A 19,425-nucleotide genomic window follows, 5' to 3' on the forward strand; every position below is an offset into this window, starting at 1 on the left:
CTCAATATTTGTTTCCCCGTCATACTCGGGCTTGACCCGAGCATCTTTTTGTTTCAAAAGAAATAACAGATACTCGGGTCAAGCCCGAGTATGACGCAGAGGTTTGCAGATGTTTCAAGATACCGGCACAGGCTTTGCAAAAATCATCAGGCCGTCTGAAAAAAACACTTTCAGACGGCCTGGCCGCATATCTATGCAAGAATATTTATTTTAAGAACGCTTATTCTTCGGAAAACAGGCTCTTGAACCACAGCACGATGCTGTCGTAAGCGCGGCCGAACCAGCCCGCTTCGTCAACCGCATCGAGCGCCACCACGTTTTTTTCGGCCAAAACGGTATTGCCGTTCATGATTCTGAGCTTGCCCAGCACCTGGCCTTTCTGAATCGGCGCGAGCACGGGCTGCACGGTTTCGAGCACGGGTTTGATGTTTTGGCCTTCGCCGTGCGGAATGGTCACGTAGGCGGCATCCAAAAAGCCCACGCCCACGGCATTGGCGCTGCCTTTGTATACCTTAACCTGCGAAATGGTTTGGTTGGCGTCGTAGAGTTTGGGCGTGTCGTAGGATTGCAAAGCCCAGTTGAGCAGTTTGCTGCTTTCCGAAGCGCGCGCTTCGGTGCTTTCGGTGCCCACCACCACCGAAATCACGCGGCGGCCGTTGCGTTTGCTGGAGGCCACCAAGTTATAGCCCGCGCTACTGGTGTGGCCGGTTTTGAGGCCGTCGACACTGGAATCGCGGTAGAGCAGCAGGTTGCGGTTGGGCTGTTCGATATTGTTGTATTTAAACGATTTCATGGCGTAAATCGGATAATACTTGGGAAAGTCGCGGATAATCGCACCGGCCAGAATGGCCAAATCGTTTACGGTGGTTAAGTGGCCTTCGCCGGGCAGGCCGGTGCTGTTGGTGTAGCGGGTGTGGGTCATGCCCAGGCGTTTGGCTTCGGCGTCCATCATGGCGGCAAAGCCTTCTTCGCTGCCGCCGATGGCTTCGGCCAGCGTGATGGCGGCATCGTTGCCCGACTGCACAATCAGACCTTTAATCAAATCGCTGACGCTGGCGGGTTTCTGCGGATCGAGAAACATGCGCGAGCCTTCGGCGCGCCAGCCTTTGGGCGACACGGTGAGCATTTGGTCGGGTTTGAGGGTGCCGTTGTCGAGCGCTTTGAAGGTTAAATAGGCGGTCATCAGTTTGGTAAGCGAAGCGGGTTCGACTTGGGCGTTGATGTTTTTGCCCGCGAGCACCTGGCCGCTTTGCAGGTCTTTAACCAGATAGGCGGTGGCGGCGATTTCGGGCGCGGCCACGGCGGATGCGGCAGGCAGGGCGGCAGCGGTGGGCGCAGCGGTTGTTTGTGCGGCGGCTTCGGTCGAAGCGGCCTGCGGCGCGGCGGCGACCTGGCCGGAAATCAGGGCGGCGGCCAGCAGGCCGAGTAAGGTTTTCTTCATCATTAATAACTTCTTTTTAGCAGTCAAAACAGGGGTGCGGTTATGAACAATAAAGCCGTCTGCCTGTTTCAGACGGCCTTAATCGCTTCAATCAATATAGCAAACCAACTTAAAAACAACTATTTGCAAAACAGCTGTTTTCGCCATGCCGGGTATGGCGCCGCCGCGGTTCGGGTGGTTCGGCGGCATCTGCTCCGGCCGCAAAGCATTTTCGGCGGCAGCCGGTTTTTGCAGAGCGGGCATTATACCCGCTAATGCTTGTTTTGCTAAGTTTCGATTCAGATTTTTCTTGCTTTCAGACGGCCTGCGGGGTATGGTTTTGCCTTTGCCCGCGCAGGCTTTTATGCCGCTGCGGGCGTGTGATTTCCCATCTGAAGCCAAACCGCATGAACACACCATCTTATTCCGACTATCTGATCCGCATCCTCACCGCCGCCGTATATGATGTTGCCGTGGAAACGCCGCTGGAGCAGGCGCGCGGCCTGTCGCGCCGCGCCAATAACAATATTTTGCTCAAGCGCGAAGATTTGCAGCCCGTGTTTTCGTTTAAAATCCGCGGCGCCTACAACAAAATGGCCAAGCTGCCCAAAGAGGCGCTCGCGCGCGGCATCATCGCCGCCAGCGCGGGCAACCATGCGCAGGGCGTGGCATTGTCGGCGCAGCGTTTGGGCTGCCGCGCGGTAATCGTGATGCCCGAAACCACGCCGCAAATCAAAATCGATGCGGTGAAAAACCGCGGCGGCGAAGTGGTGCTTAAAGGCGTGTCGTATAACGATGCTTATGATTATGCCGTGAAACTCGCCGAAGAAGAGGGCCTCACCTATATCGCCCCGTTCGACGATCCCGACGTGATTGCCGGCCAGGGCACCATCGGCATGGAGATTCTGCGCCAAACGTCCGAAAGCATCCATGCCATTTTCGTGCCCATCGGCGGCGGCGGCCTGGCTGCGGGCGTGGCGGCATTTATCAAGCAGGTGCGCCCCGAAATCAAAGTGATCGGGGTGCAGACCAACGATTCCTGCTGCATGAAAGTGTCGATTGCCAAAGGCGAGCGGGTGGAGCTGAAAGACGTGGGGCTGTTTTCAGACGGCACCGCCGTGAAGCTGGTGGGCGAAGAAACGTTCCGCATCTGCCGCGACCTGCTCGACGAAATCATCACGGTCGACACCGACGCCATCTGCGGCGCCATCAAAGATATTTTCGACGACACCCGCAGCATCATGGAGCCTGCCGGCGCATTGGCGCTGGCCGGTTTGAAAGCCTACATCAACCGCACGAAGGCCGAAGGCGAAACGCTGGTGGCGGTAACCAGCGGCGCCAACATCAACTTCCACCGCTTGCGCCATGTGTCGGAACGCAGCGAGCTGGGCGAAGGCAACGAAGGCATTTTCGCCGTGTCGATACCCGAAAAACCGGGCAGCTTCCGAAAATTTATCAATGTGTTGGGCAACCGCAATATCACCGAGTTCAACTACCGCTACGGCGACGACGAAACCGCTCATATTTTTGTGGGCATCCAAACGGCAGGCGTGCAGGATTTGGCCAAAATCAGCGCCGACCTCACCGCCGCCGGCCTGCCCAACACCGATTTGACCGATAACGAAGTGGCGAAAATCCACACCCGCTATATGGTCGGCGGGCGCACGCACAAAGTGGCCAACGAGCGCGTGGTCAGCTTCGAGTTTCCCGAGCGGCCGGGCGCGCTGGCGCGTTTTTTAACCCGTATGCAGTCCGATTGGAACATCACCCTGTTCCACTACCGCAACCACGGCGCCGATTACGGCCGCGTGCTGGTGGGCGTGGACGTGCCGCCGCAAGACGGCCAAGCCTTTGCCGATTTTCTCGACGGCTTGGATTATGCCTATGAAGACGAAACCCACAATGCGGCATACAAACTGTTTTTGGGCTGAAAAGGCCGTCTGAAAAACGGCTGTTGCTAACATTCCGACTTTCTTACATCACTATTGTTTTACAGGGAACAACAACATGGCAAACGAACAATTAAACGCACTGGTTCTGCCCGACGAAAACGGCAACTTCGGCAAACACGGCGGCAAAATCGGCCACCCCGAATTGGCCCGTGCCTTGGCCGAAATCGAAACCGGTTTCCGCAACATTATTCAAGACGCCGATTTCATCAGCGAAATGAAACGCCTGCAAGCCACTTATGTCGGCCGCCCCAGCCCGATCTACCACGCCCGTACGCTGTCGCAGCGCGGCGCGCAGATTTATCTGAAACGCGAAGACTTGAATCACACCGGCGCACACAAAATCAACCACTGCATCGGCGAAGTGCTGCTGGCGAAAAAACTGGGCAAGAAAAAAGTGATTGCCGAAACCGGCGCCGGCCAGCACGGTGTTGCCTTGGCCACCGCCGCCGCGCTGCTGGGTTTGGCATGCGAAATCCACATGGGCGTGGTCGATATCGCCAAAGAACACCCCAATGTTTCGCGCATGAAGATTTTGGGCGCGAAAATCGTGCCAGTGTCGGCGGGCGCGGGCACGCTGAAAGAAGCGGTGGACAGCGCGTTTGAATCGTATATGGGGCAGCTGGACGACAGCATGTTCGCCATCGGCTCGGTGGTCGGCCCCGCGCCCTATCCCGAAATGGTGGCTTATTTCCAATCCATTGTCGGCCACGAAGCGCGCGAGCAGTTTCAGACGGCCTACGGCGGCCTGCCCGACGAAGTGATTGCCTGCGTGGGCGGCGGCTCGAATGCGCTGGGCTTGTTTAACGCCTTTATCGACGATAAAAACGTGGAACTGGTGGGCGTGGAACCCGCCGGCGAAGGCTTGGACAAACCCGGCCGCCACGCCGCCACCATGACCTTGGGCAAGTTCGGCAACATTCAGGGCTTCAACTGCTACTACCTGCAAGAAGCCGACGGCACGCCCGCCGCCGTGCATTCCATCGCTTCGGGTTTGGATTACCCCGGCGTCGGCCCGCAACACTGCCATCTGAAAGACAGCGGCCGCGCACGTTACGAAACCGCCACCGATGCCGAATGTTTGGACGCTTTCATGGCCTTATCGCGCGAAGAGGGCATAATCCCCGCGCTGGAATCCTCACACGCCGTGGCCTACGCCCTGCGCCGCGCCGCCCAACTCGACAGCAGCAAACGCCTGCTGGTGAATCTGTCCGGCCGAGGCGATAAAGACATTGATTTTGTGTTGGAAAAAATCACCGTTTGAGCGGCGCGAAAGCCGTTCTAACGCCACGGGCGCAGCCTACACCGCCGCGTCGGAACGCTCGCCCGTGCGGATTCTCACGGCCTCTTCCACCGGCAGCACGAAAATTTTGCCGTCGCCGATTTTGCCCGAGCGCGCGGTTTCTACGATGGTTTCGACCGCACGCTCCACATCAGCGTCGGCCAGCACCAGCTCCAGCTTCACTTTGGGCAGAAAGTCCACCGCATATTCGGCGCCGCGGTAGATTTCGGTGTGGCCTTTCTGGCGGCCGAAACCTTTCACTTCGGTAACGGTCATGCCGGTGATGCCGATTTCGGTAAGGGCTTCGCGCACGTCGTCGAGTTTGAACGGTTTGATAATGGCTTCGATTTTTTTCATGGTTTGCTCGCTTGTTTTCAAATGGCTTTCAGACGGCCTGTTTTTAGCATAAAGGCCGATATTATTCAATCGGCCCGTGCGGCTTTTAAGGAGGCCGTCTGAAACCGAAATACCCGAGCAGCCCACCCCGCTTTCGCGTACAATTACGGCTTTTCCAACCGCCATCCGAGAGCCACGTCATGTCCGTTGTTTTGCCCCTGCGCGGCGCACCCGCCCTGTCTGATTTCCGTATTGAAAAACTTTTGCAAAAAGCCCGCGCCGCCGGCCTGCCCGAAGTGCGTTTGAGCAGCGAATTCTGGTATTTTGTGAGCAGCGAATCCGCCCTGAACGATGAATCCGCAGAAAAATTGCAGGCCCTTTTGGCAGCCGAACGTGTCGGGAACACGCCTGAAGCTGCAAACGGCCTGCATTTGTTTTTGATCACTCCGCGCATCGGCACCATTTCGCCGTGGGCATCCAAAGCCACTGACATCGCGCACAACTGCGGCCTGTCTGAAATCGAGCGCATCGAACGCGGCATGGCCGTTTGGCTCGAAGGCAGCCTGAACAGCGAACAAAAACAGCAGTGGGCCGCGCTGCTGCACGACCGCATGACCGAAAGCGTGCTGCCCGATTTTCAGACGGCCGCCCGCCTCTTCGCCCACCCCGAAGCACAAACCTTCGCCGGTGTGGATGTGCTCGCCGAAGGCAAAGAAGCCCTTATCCGCGCCAACCGCGAGCTGGGCCTGGCGCTCTCACCCGACGAAATCGACTATCTTTTGGAAAACTATCAGGCTTTGCAGCGCAACCCCAGCGACGTGGAGCTGATGATGTTCGCGCAGGCCAACAGCGAGCATTGCCGCCACAAAATCTTCAATGCCGACTTTATCTTAAACGGCGAAAAACAGCCGAAATCGCTGTTCGGCATGATCCGCGACACCCACAACGCCCACCCCGAAGGCACGGTGGTGGCTTACAAAGACAACGCCTCCATCATCGAAGGCGCGAAAATCGAGCGTTTTTACCCCGATGCCGCCGAAAACCAAGGCTACCGTTTTCATGAAGAAGACACCCACATCATCATGAAAGTGGAAACCCACAACCACCCCACCGCCATCGCCCCGTTTGCGGGCGCGGCCACCGGCGCGGGCGGCGAAATACGCGACGAAGGCGCCACCGGCAAAGGCGCGCGCCCGAAAGCGGGTTTGACCGGCTTTTCGGTGTCCAACCTCAACCTGCCCGATTTACCCCAGCCGTGGGAGCAACCCTATGGCAAACCCGGCCACACCGCTTCCGCGCTCGACATCATGATCGAAGGCCCCATCGGCGGCGCGGCGTTCAACAACGAATTCGGCCGCCCCAACCTGTTGGGCTATTTCCGCACTTTCGAGCAGGCGCACGAAGGCACGGTGCGCGGCTACCACAAGCCGATTATGATTGCCGGCGGCCTCGGCAATATTCAGGCGCAGCAAACCCATAAAGACCGCATTCCCGAAGGCGCGCTCTTAATCCAGCTCGGCGGCCCGGGCATGTTGATCGGCTTGGGCGGCGGCGCGGCTTCTTCGATGGACACCGGCAGCAACGCCGCCGATCTGGACTTCAATTCCGTGCAGCGCGGCAACCCCGAAATCGAGCGGCGCGCGCAGGAAGTGATCGACCGCTGCTGGCAGCTTGGCGGCGGCAACCCGATTATCGCCATTCACGACGTGGGCGCGGGCGGCCTGTCGAACGCCTTCCCCGAGTTGGTGAACGATGCCGGCCGCGGCGCGGTGTTCAAACTGCGCGACGTGCCGCTGGAAGAACACGGCTTAAGCCCGATGCAGATTTGGTGTAACGAAGCGCAAGAGCGTTATGTGCTCTCGATTCTGCCCGAACATTTGGATTTGTTCCGCCGAATCTGCGAGCGCGAACGCTGCCCGTTTGCCGTGGTCGGCACCGCCACCGACGACGGCCATCTGCAAGTGCGCGACGATCTCTACGGCAACAATCCGGTTGATCTGCCGCTCAACGTATTGCTCGGCAAACCGCCCAAAACCACCCGCAGCGATAACGCCATAAGGCCGTCTGAAAAAGCGTTTTCAGGTAGCCATATCGATATTAAAGAAGCCGCCTACCGCGTATTGAGCCTGCCCACCGTGGCCGCCAAAAACTTTTTGATCACCATCGGCGACCGCTCGGTCGGCGGCATGACCCACCGCGACCAAATGGTCGGCCGTTACCAAACCCCCGTGGCCGATGCCGCCGTTACCATGATGGGCTTCAACACCTATAAGGGCGAAGCGATGGCGATGGGCGAAAAACCCGCCGTGGCGCTGTTCGACGCCCCCGCCTCCGGCCGCATAGCCATCGGCGAAACCCTTACCAACCTGGCCGCCGTCAACATCGGCAAAATCGGCAACATCAAGCTCTCGGCCAACTGGATGGCCGCCTGCGGCAATGCGGGCGAAGACGAAAAGCTCTACCGCACCGTCGAAGCCGTGTCGCAAGCCTGCCAAGAATTGGGCATCAGCATTCCGGTGGGCAAAGATTCGCTTTCGATGAAAACCGTGTGGCAGGAAAACGGCGAACAAAAAGCCGTGGTTTCTCCCTTAAGCCTGATTATCACCGGCTTCGCACCGGTTCAGGATGTGCGCAAAACCGTTACCCCCGAATTGAAAAACGTGGCCGACAGCGTGCTGCTGTTTGTTGATTTGGGCTTTGGCCGCGCCCGCATGGGCGGCTCGGCTTTGAGCCAGGTGTATAACGATTTAAGCGGCGAAGCACCGGATATTGATACAGGCCGTCTGAAAGCGTTTTACGAAGCGATTCAGCAACTGGTGGCCGAAGACAAACTGTTGGCCTATCACGATAGAAGCGACGGCGGTTTGTTTGCCACGCTGGCGGAAATGGCGTTTGCGGCAAGATGCGGTTTGGATGTTGATGTAGGGCTACTCACTGCCAGCACTTTTATTACCCTCTACCGAAACTTAGCAGAACAAACTCCCGAAGCTGTCAAACAGTCTCCTGAATGGCAAGATGCTCTGATTCGGACTTTATTTAATGAAGAACTGGGCGCAGTGATTCAAGTTCGCAAAGAGGATGTCGGTGATGTCATTAATTTGTTCTTCCAACACAAATTAGTCTTCCAACATAAATTAGACGTCATAGCACAAGAAATCTGTGTCGTATCCGGCAGCAATCAGTTGCTTATCCGTGATAATCAAACCGTATTGTTCGACAATGACATTCTCGAGCTGCAAAAAACTTGGCAGCAAACCTCCTACCATATCCAACGTCTGCGCGACAACCCCGAATGCGCCGACAGCGAATTCGCCCTGCTCGCCGACAACCAACGCAGCGCGCTGTTTGCCGACCTGAAATTCGACCTGAAAGAAGACATCGCCGCGCCGTTTATCAACACAGGCGCCCAACCCAAAATCGCCGTGTTGCGCGAGCAAGGCGTGAACGGGCAGGTGGAAATGGCCGCCGCCTTCACCCGCGCCGGATTCGACGCGTACGACGTGCATATGTCCGACCTGATGGCCGGCCGCGTCAAACTGGCCGACTTTAACATGCTCGCCGCCTGCGGCGGTTTCAGCTACGGCGACGTGCTGGGCGCGGGCGAAGGCTGGGCGAAATCGATTCTGTTCCACCCCGAACTGCGCGACCAGTTCGCCGCCTTCTTCGCCAACCCAAACACCCTCACTTTGGGCGTGTGCAACGGCTGCCAGATGGTGAGCAATCTGGCCGAAATCATCCCCGGCACGCAAGGCTGGCCTAAATTCAAGCGCAACCAAAGCGAGCAGTTCGAGGCGCGTTTGAGCATGGTGCAAGTGGCCAAATCACCCTCGCTGATTCTGGCAGAAATGCAGGGTTCGAGCCTGCCCGTGATTGTCAGCCACGGCGAAGGCCGCGCCGACTTTAGCCATTTAGGCAGCCGCAATGTTTCAGACGGCCTCAACATCGCCCTGCAATATATCGACGGCTTGGGCGCAGTTACCCAAACCTATCCGCTCAACCCCAACGGCTCGCCGCAAGGCATCGCCGGCGTTACCAATGCCGACGGCCGCGTAACCATCATGATGCCGCACCCCGAGCGCGTGTACCGCACCGCACAAATGAGCTGGCACCCTGAAGAATGGAAAAACAGCGAACTTTCCGGCTGGTACCGCCTGTTTGCCGGCGCGCGCAAAGCTTTGGGCTGATGATGCCGGTTTGATCATAAAGGCCGTCTGAAACTTTCAGACGGCCTCAGTGAATTTTAAAGTGGCGTGGCGATACAACGGCTTCAGCTTGAGACCTTTGCAACAGCGCCTTTGTTAACAATTTTCCGAACACCCGCACCATGACCCCGCAAACCACAGGCACCCTACAAATCATCGCCGGCGCATTCTGCTGGGGTTCGCTCGGCCTGTTGGGCGCAACGCTCAACCGCGTAGGCTTCGGCGGCAACGAAGTGGCGGCGCTGCGTATCGTGATCGCCGCCTGCATCTTATTAATCGCCCTGCCCCTGTTCCTCAACGATTTGAAACAACTGCAAATACGCAAACTGCCGGGGCTGGCGCTGCAATCCCTGCTCGGTATGCTGGGCATGAGCCTGTGTTATTTCGCCGCCATCGCCCACATCGGCTCGTCGCTGGCGGTTGCCCTGCTCTACACCGCGCCGGTGTGGAGCCTGATTTTCGCCCGCATTCTGCTGGGTGAAGGCATCACGCCCAAATCCGCCCTGTTAACCGTGATTGCCGCCGCCGGCGTGGGGCTGACCATGGCGGGCGGCGGCACGGCCAACGCCGCCGGCATCCTGTTCGGTCTGGGTTCGGGCATCTGCTACGCGCTCTACGGCGTGCTCGGCAAACGCGCCATGCAGGGCAACCCGCCGATGCTGGTGTTTTTCACCTCGATCGCCTTTTCCGCGCTGTTGCTGCTGCTGATGCCCCACACCCATTCGGCTTTCGCCAAACTGCCGCAGCAAAGTGCCGTTGCCTGGCTCTCGGCGCTGGCATTGGCCTGCGTCGGCACCATCGCCGCCTACGGCCTGTTTGTGAAAGGGCTGCAAAAAATGCCCGCCGCCAAAGCTTCGATATTTACCGTGTTCGAACCGCTCACCGCCGTGGTGCTGGCCGCGCTGTTTTTAAACGAACAGTTAAACGGCTGGCAATATCTCGGCATCACGCTGATTCTCGGCACCGCCGTTCTGAACGCCGCCCGTTTCAAAAATAAATATAGTGGCTTAAATTCGAAATAGGACAAGGCGCCGAGCCGCAGACAGTACAGATAGTACGGAACCGATTCTGTTGCCGCTTCAGCGGCTTACAAAATCGTTCTCTTTGAGCTAAGGCGAGGCAACGCTGTACGTGTTGAATTTAAGCCACTATAAAATTCCCCAAGCCTTTCAAACGGCCTTTATGCTAAACTGGCCGCCCGTTCCCCCAACTCCTTTCCAAAGCACAACACCATGGCAGGCAATACTTTCGGACAACTCTTCACCGTAACCACCTTCGGCGAAAGCCACGGCGCGGCCTTAGGCTGCATCATCGACGGCTGCCCGCCCGGGCTGGAGTTGGACGAAGCCGACATTCAAGCCGACCTCGACCGCCGCAAACCCGGCACCAGCCGCCACGTTACCCAACGCCGCGAAGCCGACGAAGTGGAAATCTTATCGGGCGTGTTCGAAGGCAAAACCACCGGCACACCCATCGCGCTCCTTATCCGCAACACCGACCAGCGCAGCAAAGACTACGGCAACATCGCCCGCCAATTCCGCCCCGGCCACGCCGACTACACCTACTGGCACAAATACGGCACGCGTGACTACCGCGGCGGCGGCCGCTCTTCCGCCCGCGAAACCGCCGCGCGCGTGGCGGCAGGCGCGGTGGCCAAAAAATGGCTGAAAGAAAAATTCAACACCGAAATCATCTGTTGGGTAAGCCAAGTGGGCGAAGTCGAAATCGCCTTTGAGGGTGAACAATTTATCGGACAAAACCCGTTTTTCGCCGCCAATCAAAGCCAAATCGCCGAACTTGAAGCCTATATGGACAGCGTGCGCAAATCGCTCGATTCCGTGGGCGCGAAACTGCACATCGAAGCGCGCAACGTACCCGTGGGCTTGGGCGAACCCGTGTTCGACCGCCTCGATGCCGACATTGCCCACGCGCTGATGGGCATCAACGCCGTCAAAGGCGTGGAAATCGGCGACGGCTTCGGCGTGGCGGCGCAACGCGGCAGCTACCACGGCGACGAACTCACGCCGCAAGGCTTCAAATCCAACCACGCCGGCGGCATACTCGGCGGCATTTCCACAGGGCAGACCGTTACCGCCAATTTCGCTATCAAACCCACCAGCTCCATCGCCACGCCGCGTCAATCCATCGACATCGACGGCAATCCCGTGGAAATCGCCACCCACGGCCGCCACGACCCCTGCGTCGGCCTGCGCGCCGCGCCGATTGCCGAAGCCATGCTGGCCTTGGTGCTGATGGATCACGCCCTGCGCCACCGCGCGCAGAATGCCGATATAAAGGTGGATACGCCCGATATTGAGCGGCGGTAACGCCCGCAATCAGGCCGTCTGAAAACACAAACCGCCGCAATCGGGCAACGTTTTTTTCAGACGGCCTTGAATAAAACCACAAAGCCTTAGCCAAAACACAGGCTTTATACTAAAATGCCGCGAACTTTACTCCACTCAGATAAGCTTTTTAGGAACACAAACATGACGAAGGAAACCGCTTTGGGCGCAGCGTTGAAATCCGCCGTGCAAACCATGAGCAAAAAGAAACAGACCGACATGATTGCCGACCACATCTACAACAAATACGATGTGTTCAAACGCTTCAAACCGCTGGCCGTAGGCATCGACCAAGATTTGGTTGCCGAACTGCCCCAGTTCGACCCCGCCCTGATTGCGCGCGTTTTGGCCAACCACTGCCGCCGCCCGCGCTACCTTAAAGCGCTCGCCCGCGGCGGCAAACGCTTCGATTTGAACAACCGCTTCAAAGGCGAAGTCAGCCCCGAAGAGCAGGCCATCGCCCAACAGCACCCCGCCGTGCAACAGGCACTGGCCACGCAAGCAGAACGCCGAGCCGCTAAAGCCGCCGAGCAAGGCGAAGCCGCACCGGAAGCCGCTGCTGCGGAAACGGAAACTGCTGAAAACCAAACCGCTGCGGAATAATCCTGCTTTCGCTTGAATCATCAAAAAGGCCGTCTGAAACTTTCAGACGGCCTTTTCATTACGCCATACCTAGCCAAGCTCTTTATTTGAGCAGCACCGTTTCACCATCTTTCGGAATGATGACTTTTTCCGAAAGTTTCTCGCCCAACACAAATTTCTGCATATCATCACGCGTTACGCCGCCGTGATTCACTGTGTCCATATGCACCGTGATGATTTTCGCTTTAGGCGCAACTTGCGCGGCTTTCAACACATCCGGCAAGCCCATGATGATGCTTTCGGCGATGCCGTTGATGCGCGCATAGCCCGTATTCATAATCAAATAATCAGGATTGAATCTGTGCAAGGCTTTGTTGACTTCGGCAGTCCAAACCGTGTCGCCCATTACATAAGCGGTGGCATGGCCTTCTTTTTTCATCACCACGCCCATTGCTTCACCCAGCAACTTGGCCAAAGCCGGATTGGCATACATATCTGCCGTGCCGTGCGAGCCGCCCGTTTTATGTAATTCCACACCGTTAAACACCGCTTTGCCGTTGATGACTTGCACGTTTTTAAAACCTTGTGAACGGATTAACTGCGCGTCGTCTTCATGCTGCGTGAAAATCGGCAGGTGCTTGGGAATGGCGTTTTGCGCGGCTTTGTCCCAATGGTCTTCGTGGGTATGGGTTACAATTACCGCATCCACACCTTTTAAGATTTCACGCTCCGACATGGGTAAGTCCACGAGCGGTTGGCGCAGGTGGCTGTTAAATGTGCCGGCAAACCCCGCCATCGCGCCTTTCTTGGCGAAAAACGGGTCGATCAAAAAGGTTTGTCCCGCATATTCCACTTTGGCGGTGGCGTTGCGGATGTGTTGGTAGCTGTCGGCCCACACATTCAAGCTGCCAGACAGCAAAACAGCGGAAAAAGCGATTGGTGCAAATTTCATTTTTCGGTTTCCTGATTGATTTTAAAAACAAAATTTTAGCCGTGCCAATCGCTGGTTTACAGCGTAAAATCCACGAAATCACTGCGCCAAACAGAGAAATTGTAAGAAATGAAAAAATTTGACGACAAAATCAGCCGCGCCATTTTGCACACTTTGCGCAGCAACAGCCGCATCAGCTGGCAAGAATTAGGCAAAACCGTGCATTTGAGCGGGCAAGCGGCCGCCGAACGCGTGAAACAAATGCAGGAAAACGGCATCATCAATGGTTTTACCATACGCGAAAACCGGTCGCGCCATTTCATCGGCGTGATGATGAAGCACACGGATTTCCAAGCCTTCGAGCATTGGCTGATTCAAAACCCGAATGTGGAAAGCGTGGACAAAACCAGCGGCGATATTTGCTATTCGATTGTTTATGTAACAGAAAACCTGATTGAACTGGAGCAGTTTTTAAACGGACTATTGGCTCATGGCTCATACCGTTTAAACAGCAGCATTCGGCGCGTGAAATAAGCTTTGCCAACACACCAACCATCAATCAAAACTAAAAAGGCCGTCTGAAACCTTTTCAGATGGCCTCAAACCAAATCCCCGGGCATAACCCGGGTATTCGAGAAAACAGCGCCGGCGCAGCCCTTCACAACCCCAGCCAGCCTGCCAGCGTGTTCCAATAAAACAAACAGCCGATGGCGCACACCGCCACCACAATCCCCGCCGCATTAACGGCGCTGATTTTTTCCTTAAACGCCAGCGCCCCCACCAGCGTGCCGAGCACAATCACGCCGATGTTCATGCCCGCAAACACCAGCGTGGGGTTGCTGCTCATGATTTGGTGGGCGCGCACATAAGTGAAAATATTAGCGAAATTCAGGCAGCCCAGCACCAGCCCGCCGAGTATGCCCGCCGCCGTCCATTTAACCGACTTTGAAAACAGATAGCCGAACATCAGCACCGCCGCCAAGCAAAACGCCACCAGCAGGTTGCCCGCAAACGCCGTGCCGCTTTTGGCCACCTGTTTGAACAGAATATCAATCACACCGTAGCCCGCCCACACACCGAGCAACAGGCCCGCATTAGCGGCGAAACCGCCCGACTTTTTGCCGCCCTCCGATTTCCACAACAGGCAGAACAAAGCCGTAAACGCCAGCGCCAGCCCGATTAAACGCCCCTGCGAGAGCTGCTCGCCGAACAGGGCAAACGAAGCCAGCACCGGCAGAAACAGCGACAGGCGCTGCGCCGCATCGGATTTCACAATTCCCGCCCGCTCCACCGCCCTGCCCATAATCACAAACACGGCAGGCAGCAGCACCCCGAGCGCGGCAAACAGCCACCAGGTGGGCAGATAAGACTTCCACGCAGCCAAATCCGGCTTCAACACCAGCATACACAAAGTAACGGCAACAATATAGTTCACCGCCACCGCCTGTTCGATGTCGATTTTTCGGGAGCGGGCGAGTTTGAGCAGCACCGACACGGCCACGCTGCAAAGAATACTGGCAATCAGATAAAGCATAAACAGATAAAGTCCGTCTGAAACGGCTCCGCAAACAGATGGAAACGGGGCGGATTATAACCGCCCGCCCCGCACTTGTCTTTTCCCGCACCGCCCCGCAGATTTTCAGACGGCCTGCCTATCCGTTATAATCGCCTTTTCATAAATCTAACCGCCCTAACCGCCATGCCGTTCAAACCGCTGCTGCTCACCGCCCTGCTCTGCTGCTCCGCCACCGCCTTTGCCGCACCCGAACCCGCGCCTGCCAATGCCGCCGAAGCCGGCAGCGATTTGCGGGAAATCCGCCAGGCCATCAGCGCCGCCCAGGCCGACCTCAAACGCAAACAGGCCGCGCAGCAAAACGCCCGCGCCACGCTCGAGCGCACCCGCGCCGCGCTGGCCAGAGCGCAGCAGGAACTCGCCGCCGTCAACAAACAGCAGCGCGACGCTTGGGCGAAAATGCAAACGCTGCAAAACGAGCTGGGCCGTCTGAAAACCGAAGTAACCGGCACCAAGGCCCAAGTGGCGCGCCTGCTTTCCGGCCAATACAAAAACCGCCAGCCCAACGCCGTGGTGCTGTTTCTGAAAAACGCCGAACCCGGGCAGAAAGCACGCTATCTGCAATACAGCCGCTACATCAACGAAGCCAACCAAAAAGTGATGAACGACCTGGTGCGCCAGCAGGCCGATCTGGAAAAACAGGAAGCCGCCATCAACGCCGAGCTGGCGCGCCTCAACAAAATCAAGGCGCAACGGCAGGCTGCCATGAGTAAGCTCGGCCACGCCAACACCGCCGCCCAAACCGAAAGCCGCCAGCTTTCCGCCCAAATCGACAGCCAAACCCAACGCATCGCCAACCTGCGTGAAAACGAACAGCGCCTCAACGCGCTGTTGGCCGACATTGCCAAACGCAACGCCGAAAACCGCCGCAAAGAAGCCGAAGCACGCAAAAAAGCCGCCCAGGCACGGCTGGCCGCCGCCGAAAAAGCGCGCGCCGAAAAAGAAAAAACCAAAGGCAAAGCCAAACCCGCACAACAAAAAGACGGCAAACCCGCGCAAACCGCCAAAACACCCGCGCCCAAGCCGCAAACCCCGCGCTCCACCCTCACCGCCGAAGACCGCGCTTTGCAGGCTCCCGACCAAAGCACCGAATATAAAAACAGCTTCAGCCGTATGCAGGGCCGCCTCGTCCGCCCCGTCGGCGGCACCATCAGCGGCCGCTTCGGCCAGGCGCGCCCCAGCGGCGGCACTTGGAAAGGCGTGTTTTTCTCAACCGCCGGCGCCCCCGTGCAAAGCATCGCCGCCGGCACCGTTGCCTATGCCGGCCCTTTGAGCGGCTACGGCAATATGGTGGTGCTCGACCACGGCGACGGCTATGTGAGCGTGTATTCCGGCTTAAGCAGCGTGTCGGTGGGCGGGGGCAGTAGCGTGGCTGCGGGCCGCACCATCGGCACCAGCGGCAGCCTGCCCACGGGCGAACAGGGGCTTTATCTCGAAATCCGTTACCGCCGCCAGCCGATGAACCCGCTTTCGTGGATACGCTAACCGCGCAAGCGCTTCCGGCTCGGTTTACCGCCGGATACCGGTTGGCAGCAAACGCCACACGTTAAGGCCGGGGCCGTTCAAGCAAACACCGCACCCGCCCGCTTTTCAGACGGCCTGTTTCCGCAACGGGCGGCCAAGCGTTGCAAAACCCGCCCTATTTAGCATTTTTTTACCCCTATACGGTTGCCCGCAAACGATAAATCACATAAAGTTCCACCGTTATCCGTGCAGGCCGTCTGAAAGCCTGCGCTCAAGAAGAAAGAGAAAGCTTGGCAATGTCTAATTCCACTTTAAAGAAAGTCGCCCTCTACACACTAGGCGCATTCAGCGGCGTGGCCTTAAGCCTGAGCGTGCAGAGTTTTGCCGCCGGCGAAAAGAAAAACGAAGCGCTGCCCGTTCAGTCTATCCGCACAATGGCCGAAGTGTACGGCCAGATTAAAGCCAATTACTACCAAGACAAATCCGACGACGCCCTGATCGAAGGCGCCATGAAAGGCATGGTGGCCGGCCTCGACCCCCATTCCGAATACATGACCAAAAAAGATTATGCCGACCTGAAAGAAAACACCAGCGGCGAATTTGGCGGCTTGGGCATGGAAGTGGGCGCGGAAGACGGCTTCGTGAAAGTGATTGCCCCGATTGAAGACACGCCCGCCGAGCGCGCCGGCGTGAAAAGCGGCGACTTTATCGTGAAAATCAACGGCGTATCCACCCGCGGCATGACGGTGAACGAAGCCGTGAAAAAAATGCGCGGCAAACCCGGCACCGACATCGTGCTCACCCTCTCGCGCAAAGACGCCGCCAAACCCATCACCGTTAAAATCACCCGCGCCATCATCAAAGTGAAAAGCGTGCGCCACCACCTGCTCGAACCCGGCTACGGCTATATCCGCATCAGCCAGTTCCAAGAGCGCACCGTGCCCGCACTCAACGAATCGGCGCAAGCACTGGTGAAACAAAACAAAGGCCCGCTCAAAGGCCTGGTGCTCGATTTGCGCGACGACCCCGGCGGCCTGCTTAACGGCGCGGTGGGCGTGTCCGCCGCCTTCCTGCCCGCCAACGCCACCGTAGTCAGCACCAAAGGCCGCGACGGCAAAGGCGGCATGAGCCTGAAAGCCGTGCCCGAAGACTATATTCTCTCGTCCGGCAAAGACCCGCTTTCCGGCCTGCCCGCCGAGCTGAAAACCATACCCGTTACCGTGTTGATCAATTCGGGCTCCGCCTCCGCTTCCGAAATCGTGGCCGGCGCGCTGCAAGACCACCGCCGCGCCGTGGTGGTGGGCACGCAAAGCTTCGGCAAAGGCTCGGTGCAGACCGTGCTGCCGCTTTCCAACGGCAGCGCCGTCAAACTGACCACCGCGCTCTACTACACCCCGAAAGACCGCTCGATTCAGGCGCAGGGCATCGTGCCCGACGTGGAAGTAAAAGACAAAGACCGCCTGTTTGAAAGCCGCGAAGCCGACCTCGCCGGCCACATCGGCAACCCGCTGGGCGGCAAAGAAGTGAACGGCAGCGAATATGTGCCGTCTGAAACCGTGAAAGAAGAGCCGAAAACCAAGAGCAAAAAAGAGAAAGACGAAGACCTCTCTTCGCGCCGCATTCCCAACCCCGCCAAAGACGACCAGTTGAGAAAAGCGCTCGAATTGGTGAAACAGCCCGCCCAATGGCAGAAATCGCTGGGCTTGGCCGCCAAAAAACCGGCACCCAAAAAAGAGAAAAACGGCGAAGGCGAATCGGAATAAACCCCGATTGACCGCACCCGCAGGCCGTCTGAAAACATATTGAAACACCAACCCGCACATCGGAACGGTTCATGTTTTCAGACGGCCTGAAACTTTTTTTACCCTGCAATCATCAAATCCCAACTCCCGAAACAAACCCGAACCCATCCGTTGAAACCGCCGTATTACCCCCAATCTCTACCCGCATGACCGACACCAAACGCACATCTTGGCGCAGCAAACTGCCCAAACGCGAACAGATTTTCGCCGCCCGCTGGAGCAAGCCCTTTGCCCCGCTGTTCGACAAACCCTATTTCTGGACGCTCAACCGCCGTCAGGCAGCCGTATCCGTGGCCGTGGGAATGTTCTGCGGCCTGATGCCCGGCCCCACCCAGATGATGACTGCGCTGATTGTGGCCTACTTTTTGCGCACCAACCTGCCCGTAGCCGTGTTCACCACCCTCTACACCAACCCCGTTACCTATATGCCGCTCTACTACACCGCCTACAAAATCGGCAGCCGCCTGTTAGGCGTGGAAGCGGCTGCAACGCTCGAATTCCCCTCTTGGGGCAGCGGGCAGTTTCTTTCCGAATCATGGGCGTGGCTGGTGGGCGCGGGCAAACCGCTCTTGGTGGGCGTGCCCGTTTTGGGTTCGGTTTTGGCCGCAGCAGGCTACATCGCCGTACTCGCCCTTTGGCGGCTGCGCACCGCCCGCCTGTGGCAGAAACGGAAGGCCGGCCGTGGCTGAGGCACGCTGGCGGCGCTTAACCGCGCAGGAAACCGAATTGGCCCGACTGGTTTTTTCAGACGGCCTCGACTACACGCGCATCAAAATCTACCGCGGCATACCGTTTCTGCCCAACATCAACACGGCAGTCGCACCCAACGGCCATATTTATTTCCCCCGCCGCAACTGCCCCGACGATTTTACCTGCACGGGAACGCATTACGCCGTGTGGCTGATACACGAGCTGACCCATGTTTGGCAGCACCAACACGGCTACCGCACCTGGCTCGGCGGCCTGATGCTGGCCGTGAAAGGCGGCTACCGCCAACGCTGCTGCTACGCCTACCCGCCCCCCGTGTGCATACGCAGCATCGCCGATCTGAATATGGAACAGCAGGCCGACCTGATTGCCCACTACTACGCCGCCCGTTTCCTGAAATGGCCGCAATACCAAGCCGACCTGCCCCATTTCGAGGCCGCCTTAAGTGGCTTTCTCGCCAACCCGCACAACAGCGCGCTGCTGCCGAAATACCGCAACGGTTTAAGCTGGTTCGGCTGGTTGAAAGACACGGCGGCATCGCTGAAAAAGCGTTGGCGCAAAGGTTGAGGCTTTTTGCAAAAATCCTTTTTAATCCTTAATTTATTTATGTTTCGTCATATCCGTCTTGGCAAAGTGTTTCGGATATTGTTTTGCCGAAGCACCTGCTTTACCGTCTGAAAAGCTATTTCATCAGCCGCTCATCCCCTCTCCCGTGGGAAAAGGTTAGGGAGGGGGCTTAGCGTATTTTAACCAACCGAGACCTTTACAAAAATACCTTAAGACCGTCTGAAATGCTTAAACCCCGTCATTCCCGCGTAGGCGGGAATCCAG

15 protein-coding genes are annotated in these 19,425 nt (G+C 57.6%); 11 read left to right on the plus strand and 4 right to left on the minus strand.

Annotation, left to right across the window (positions count from 1 at the left end):
- Positions 1-220: 220 nt before the first annotated feature.
- Complete coding sequence (locus H3L92_RS07400) at positions 221-1,441, minus strand: D-alanyl-D-alanine carboxypeptidase family protein (RefSeq protein WP_085366543.1); 1,221 nt, start codon at positions 1,439-1,441, stop codon at positions 221-223.
- Between the two features lie 386 nt (positions 1,442-1,827).
- On the opposite strand from H3L92_RS07400, the gene ilvA reads away from it, so the two are divergent.
- Together ilvA and trpB are read left to right on the plus strand one after the other, a co-directional pair.
- Positions 1,828-3,351 carry a threonine ammonia-lyase, biosynthetic gene (gene ilvA, locus H3L92_RS07405; protein ID WP_085366532.1) on the plus strand — a complete coding sequence of 508 codons (1,524 nt, stop codon included), beginning with the start codon at positions 1,828-1,830 and terminating at the stop codon, positions 3,349-3,351.
- A 76-nt stretch (positions 3,352-3,427) separates the two neighbouring features.
- Entirely contained in the window at positions 3,428-4,633 is a 1,206-nt protein-coding gene (gene trpB / locus H3L92_RS07410) for a tryptophan synthase subunit beta (protein WP_085366530.1), read from the plus strand.
- Between the two features lie 36 nt (positions 4,634-4,669).
- Here the strand turns inward: trpB and H3L92_RS07415 are convergent, their stop codons facing one another.
- Positions 4,670-5,008: a P-II family nitrogen regulator gene (locus H3L92_RS07415; protein ID WP_085366541.1), complete on the minus strand. Its 339-nt coding sequence runs from the start codon at positions 5,006-5,008 to the stop codon at positions 4,670-4,672.
- A 179-nt stretch (positions 5,009-5,187) separates the two neighbouring features.
- On the opposite strand from H3L92_RS07415, the gene purL reads away from it, so the two are divergent.
- The 4 genes from purL to H3L92_RS07435 all read left to right on the plus strand — a co-directional run bounded on the left by purL (position 5,188) and on the right by H3L92_RS07435 (position 12,137).
- On the plus strand, positions 5,188-9,171 hold the full coding sequence (purL, locus tag H3L92_RS07420; RefSeq protein WP_085366529.1) for a phosphoribosylformylglycinamidine synthase: 3,984 nt from the start codon (positions 5,188-5,190) through the stop codon (positions 9,169-9,171).
- Between the two features lie 140 nt (positions 9,172-9,311).
- The gene (locus H3L92_RS07425) at positions 9,312-10,211 is read left to right on the plus strand and encodes a DMT family transporter (protein ID WP_085366527.1); all 900 of its coding nucleotides are present in this window, start codon (positions 9,312-9,314) and stop codon (positions 10,209-10,211) included.
- 210 nt (positions 10,212-10,421) lie between these two features.
- A complete protein-coding gene (gene aroC, locus H3L92_RS07430) occupies positions 10,422-11,516 on the plus strand; it encodes a chorismate synthase (protein ID WP_085366525.1) in 1,095 nt (364 codons plus the stop codon).
- Between the two features lie 162 nt (positions 11,517-11,678).
- Positions 11,679-12,137 (plus strand): ProQ/FINO family protein, encoded by a 459-nt coding sequence (locus tag H3L92_RS07435; RefSeq protein WP_085366523.1) that lies wholly within the window; start codon positions 11,679-11,681, stop codon positions 12,135-12,137.
- Positions 12,138-12,219: 82 nt separating this feature from the next.
- Here H3L92_RS07435 and H3L92_RS07440 read toward each other — a convergent pair whose 3' ends face one another.
- Entirely contained in the window at positions 12,220-13,068 is an 849-nt protein-coding gene (locus H3L92_RS07440; RefSeq protein ID WP_085366521.1) for an MBL fold metallo-hydrolase, read from the minus strand.
- Positions 13,069-13,176: 108 nt separating this feature from the next.
- Between H3L92_RS07440 and H3L92_RS07445 the strand changes: the two genes are divergently transcribed.
- A complete protein-coding gene (locus H3L92_RS07445) occupies positions 13,177-13,581 on the plus strand; it encodes an Lrp/AsnC family transcriptional regulator (protein WP_085366519.1) in 405 nt (134 codons plus the stop codon).
- A gap of 124 nt (positions 13,582-13,705) precedes the next feature.
- On the opposite strand, the gene H3L92_RS07450 is transcribed toward H3L92_RS07445, so the two are convergent.
- Entirely contained in the window at positions 13,706-14,581 is an 876-nt protein-coding gene (locus tag H3L92_RS07450; RefSeq protein ID WP_085366517.1) for a DMT family transporter, read from the minus strand.
- 165 nt (positions 14,582-14,746) lie between these two features.
- On the opposite strand from H3L92_RS07450, the gene H3L92_RS07455 reads away from it, so the two are divergent.
- The 4 genes from H3L92_RS07455 to H3L92_RS07470 all read left to right on the plus strand — a co-directional run bounded on the left by H3L92_RS07455 (position 14,747) and on the right by H3L92_RS07470 (position 19,161).
- Positions 14,747-16,105, plus strand: a complete 1,359-nt coding sequence (locus H3L92_RS07455) for a murein hydrolase activator EnvC family protein (protein ID WP_085366515.1) — start codon at positions 14,747-14,749, stop codon at positions 16,103-16,105.
- Positions 16,106-16,380: 275 nt separating this feature from the next.
- Positions 16,381-17,847 (plus strand): S41 family peptidase, encoded by a 1,467-nt coding sequence (locus tag H3L92_RS07460; protein ID WP_085366513.1) that lies wholly within the window; start codon positions 16,381-16,383, stop codon positions 17,845-17,847.
- Positions 17,848-18,032: 185 nt separating this feature from the next.
- Positions 18,033-18,575 carry a DUF2062 domain-containing protein gene (locus tag H3L92_RS07465; protein WP_085366512.1) on the plus strand — a complete coding sequence of 181 codons (543 nt, stop codon included), beginning with the start codon at positions 18,033-18,035 and terminating at the stop codon, positions 18,573-18,575.
- On the plus strand, positions 18,568-19,161 hold the full coding sequence (locus H3L92_RS07470) for a type IV secretion protein Rhs (protein WP_176579718.1): 594 nt from the start codon (positions 18,568-18,570) through the stop codon (positions 19,159-19,161). Before H3L92_RS07465 ends, H3L92_RS07470 begins: the two co-directional genes overlap by 8 nt.
- The last annotated feature ends 264 nt before the right edge of the window (positions 19,162-19,425 follow it).

It is taken from the genome of Neisseria dentiae (assembly GCF_014055005.1).
Classification (GTDB): Bacteria; Pseudomonadota; Gammaproteobacteria; order Burkholderiales; family Neisseriaceae; genus Neisseria; species Neisseria dentiae.

Bases quoted from the DNA above. Each gene is read 5' to 3' on its own strand.
- H3L92_RS07460 (WP_085366513.1), top strand. From the start codon at position 16,381: ATGTCTAATTCCACTTTAAAGAAAGTCGCCCTCTACACACTAGGCGCA.
- H3L92_RS07415 (WP_085366541.1), bottom strand. From the start codon at position 5,008: ATGAAAAAAATCGAAGCCATTATCAAACCGTTCAAACTCGACGACGTG.
- H3L92_RS07445 (WP_085366519.1), top strand. From the start codon at position 13,177: ATGAAAAAATTTGACGACAAAATCAGCCGCGCCATTTTGCACACTTTG.
- ilvA (WP_085366532.1), top strand. From the start codon at position 1,828: ATGAACACACCATCTTATTCCGACTATCTGATCCGCATCCTCACCGCC.
- H3L92_RS07455 (WP_085366515.1), top strand. From the start codon at position 14,747: ATGCCGTTCAAACCGCTGCTGCTCACCGCCCTGCTCTGCTGCTCCGCC.
- H3L92_RS07400 (WP_085366543.1), bottom strand. From the start codon at position 1,441: ATGAAGAAAACCTTACTCGGCCTGCTGGCCGCCGCCCTGATTTCCGGC.
- purL (WP_085366529.1), top strand. From the start codon at position 5,188: ATGTCCGTTGTTTTGCCCCTGCGCGGCGCACCCGCCCTGTCTGATTTC.
- H3L92_RS07465 (WP_085366512.1), top strand. From the start codon at position 18,033: ATGACCGACACCAAACGCACATCTTGGCGCAGCAAACTGCCCAAACGC.
- aroC (WP_085366525.1), top strand. From the start codon at position 10,422: ATGGCAGGCAATACTTTCGGACAACTCTTCACCGTAACCACCTTCGGC.
- H3L92_RS07425 (WP_085366527.1), top strand. From the start codon at position 9,312: ATGACCCCGCAAACCACAGGCACCCTACAAATCATCGCCGGCGCATTC.
- H3L92_RS07435 (WP_085366523.1), top strand. From the start codon at position 11,679: ATGACGAAGGAAACCGCTTTGGGCGCAGCGTTGAAATCCGCCGTGCAA.
- H3L92_RS07450 (WP_085366517.1), bottom strand. From the start codon at position 14,581: ATGCTTTATCTGATTGCCAGTATTCTTTGCAGCGTGGCCGTGTCGGTG.
- H3L92_RS07440 (WP_085366521.1), bottom strand. From the start codon at position 13,068: ATGAAATTTGCACCAATCGCTTTTTCCGCTGTTTTGCTGTCTGGCAGC.
- trpB (WP_085366530.1), top strand. From the start codon at position 3,428: ATGGCAAACGAACAATTAAACGCACTGGTTCTGCCCGACGAAAACGGC.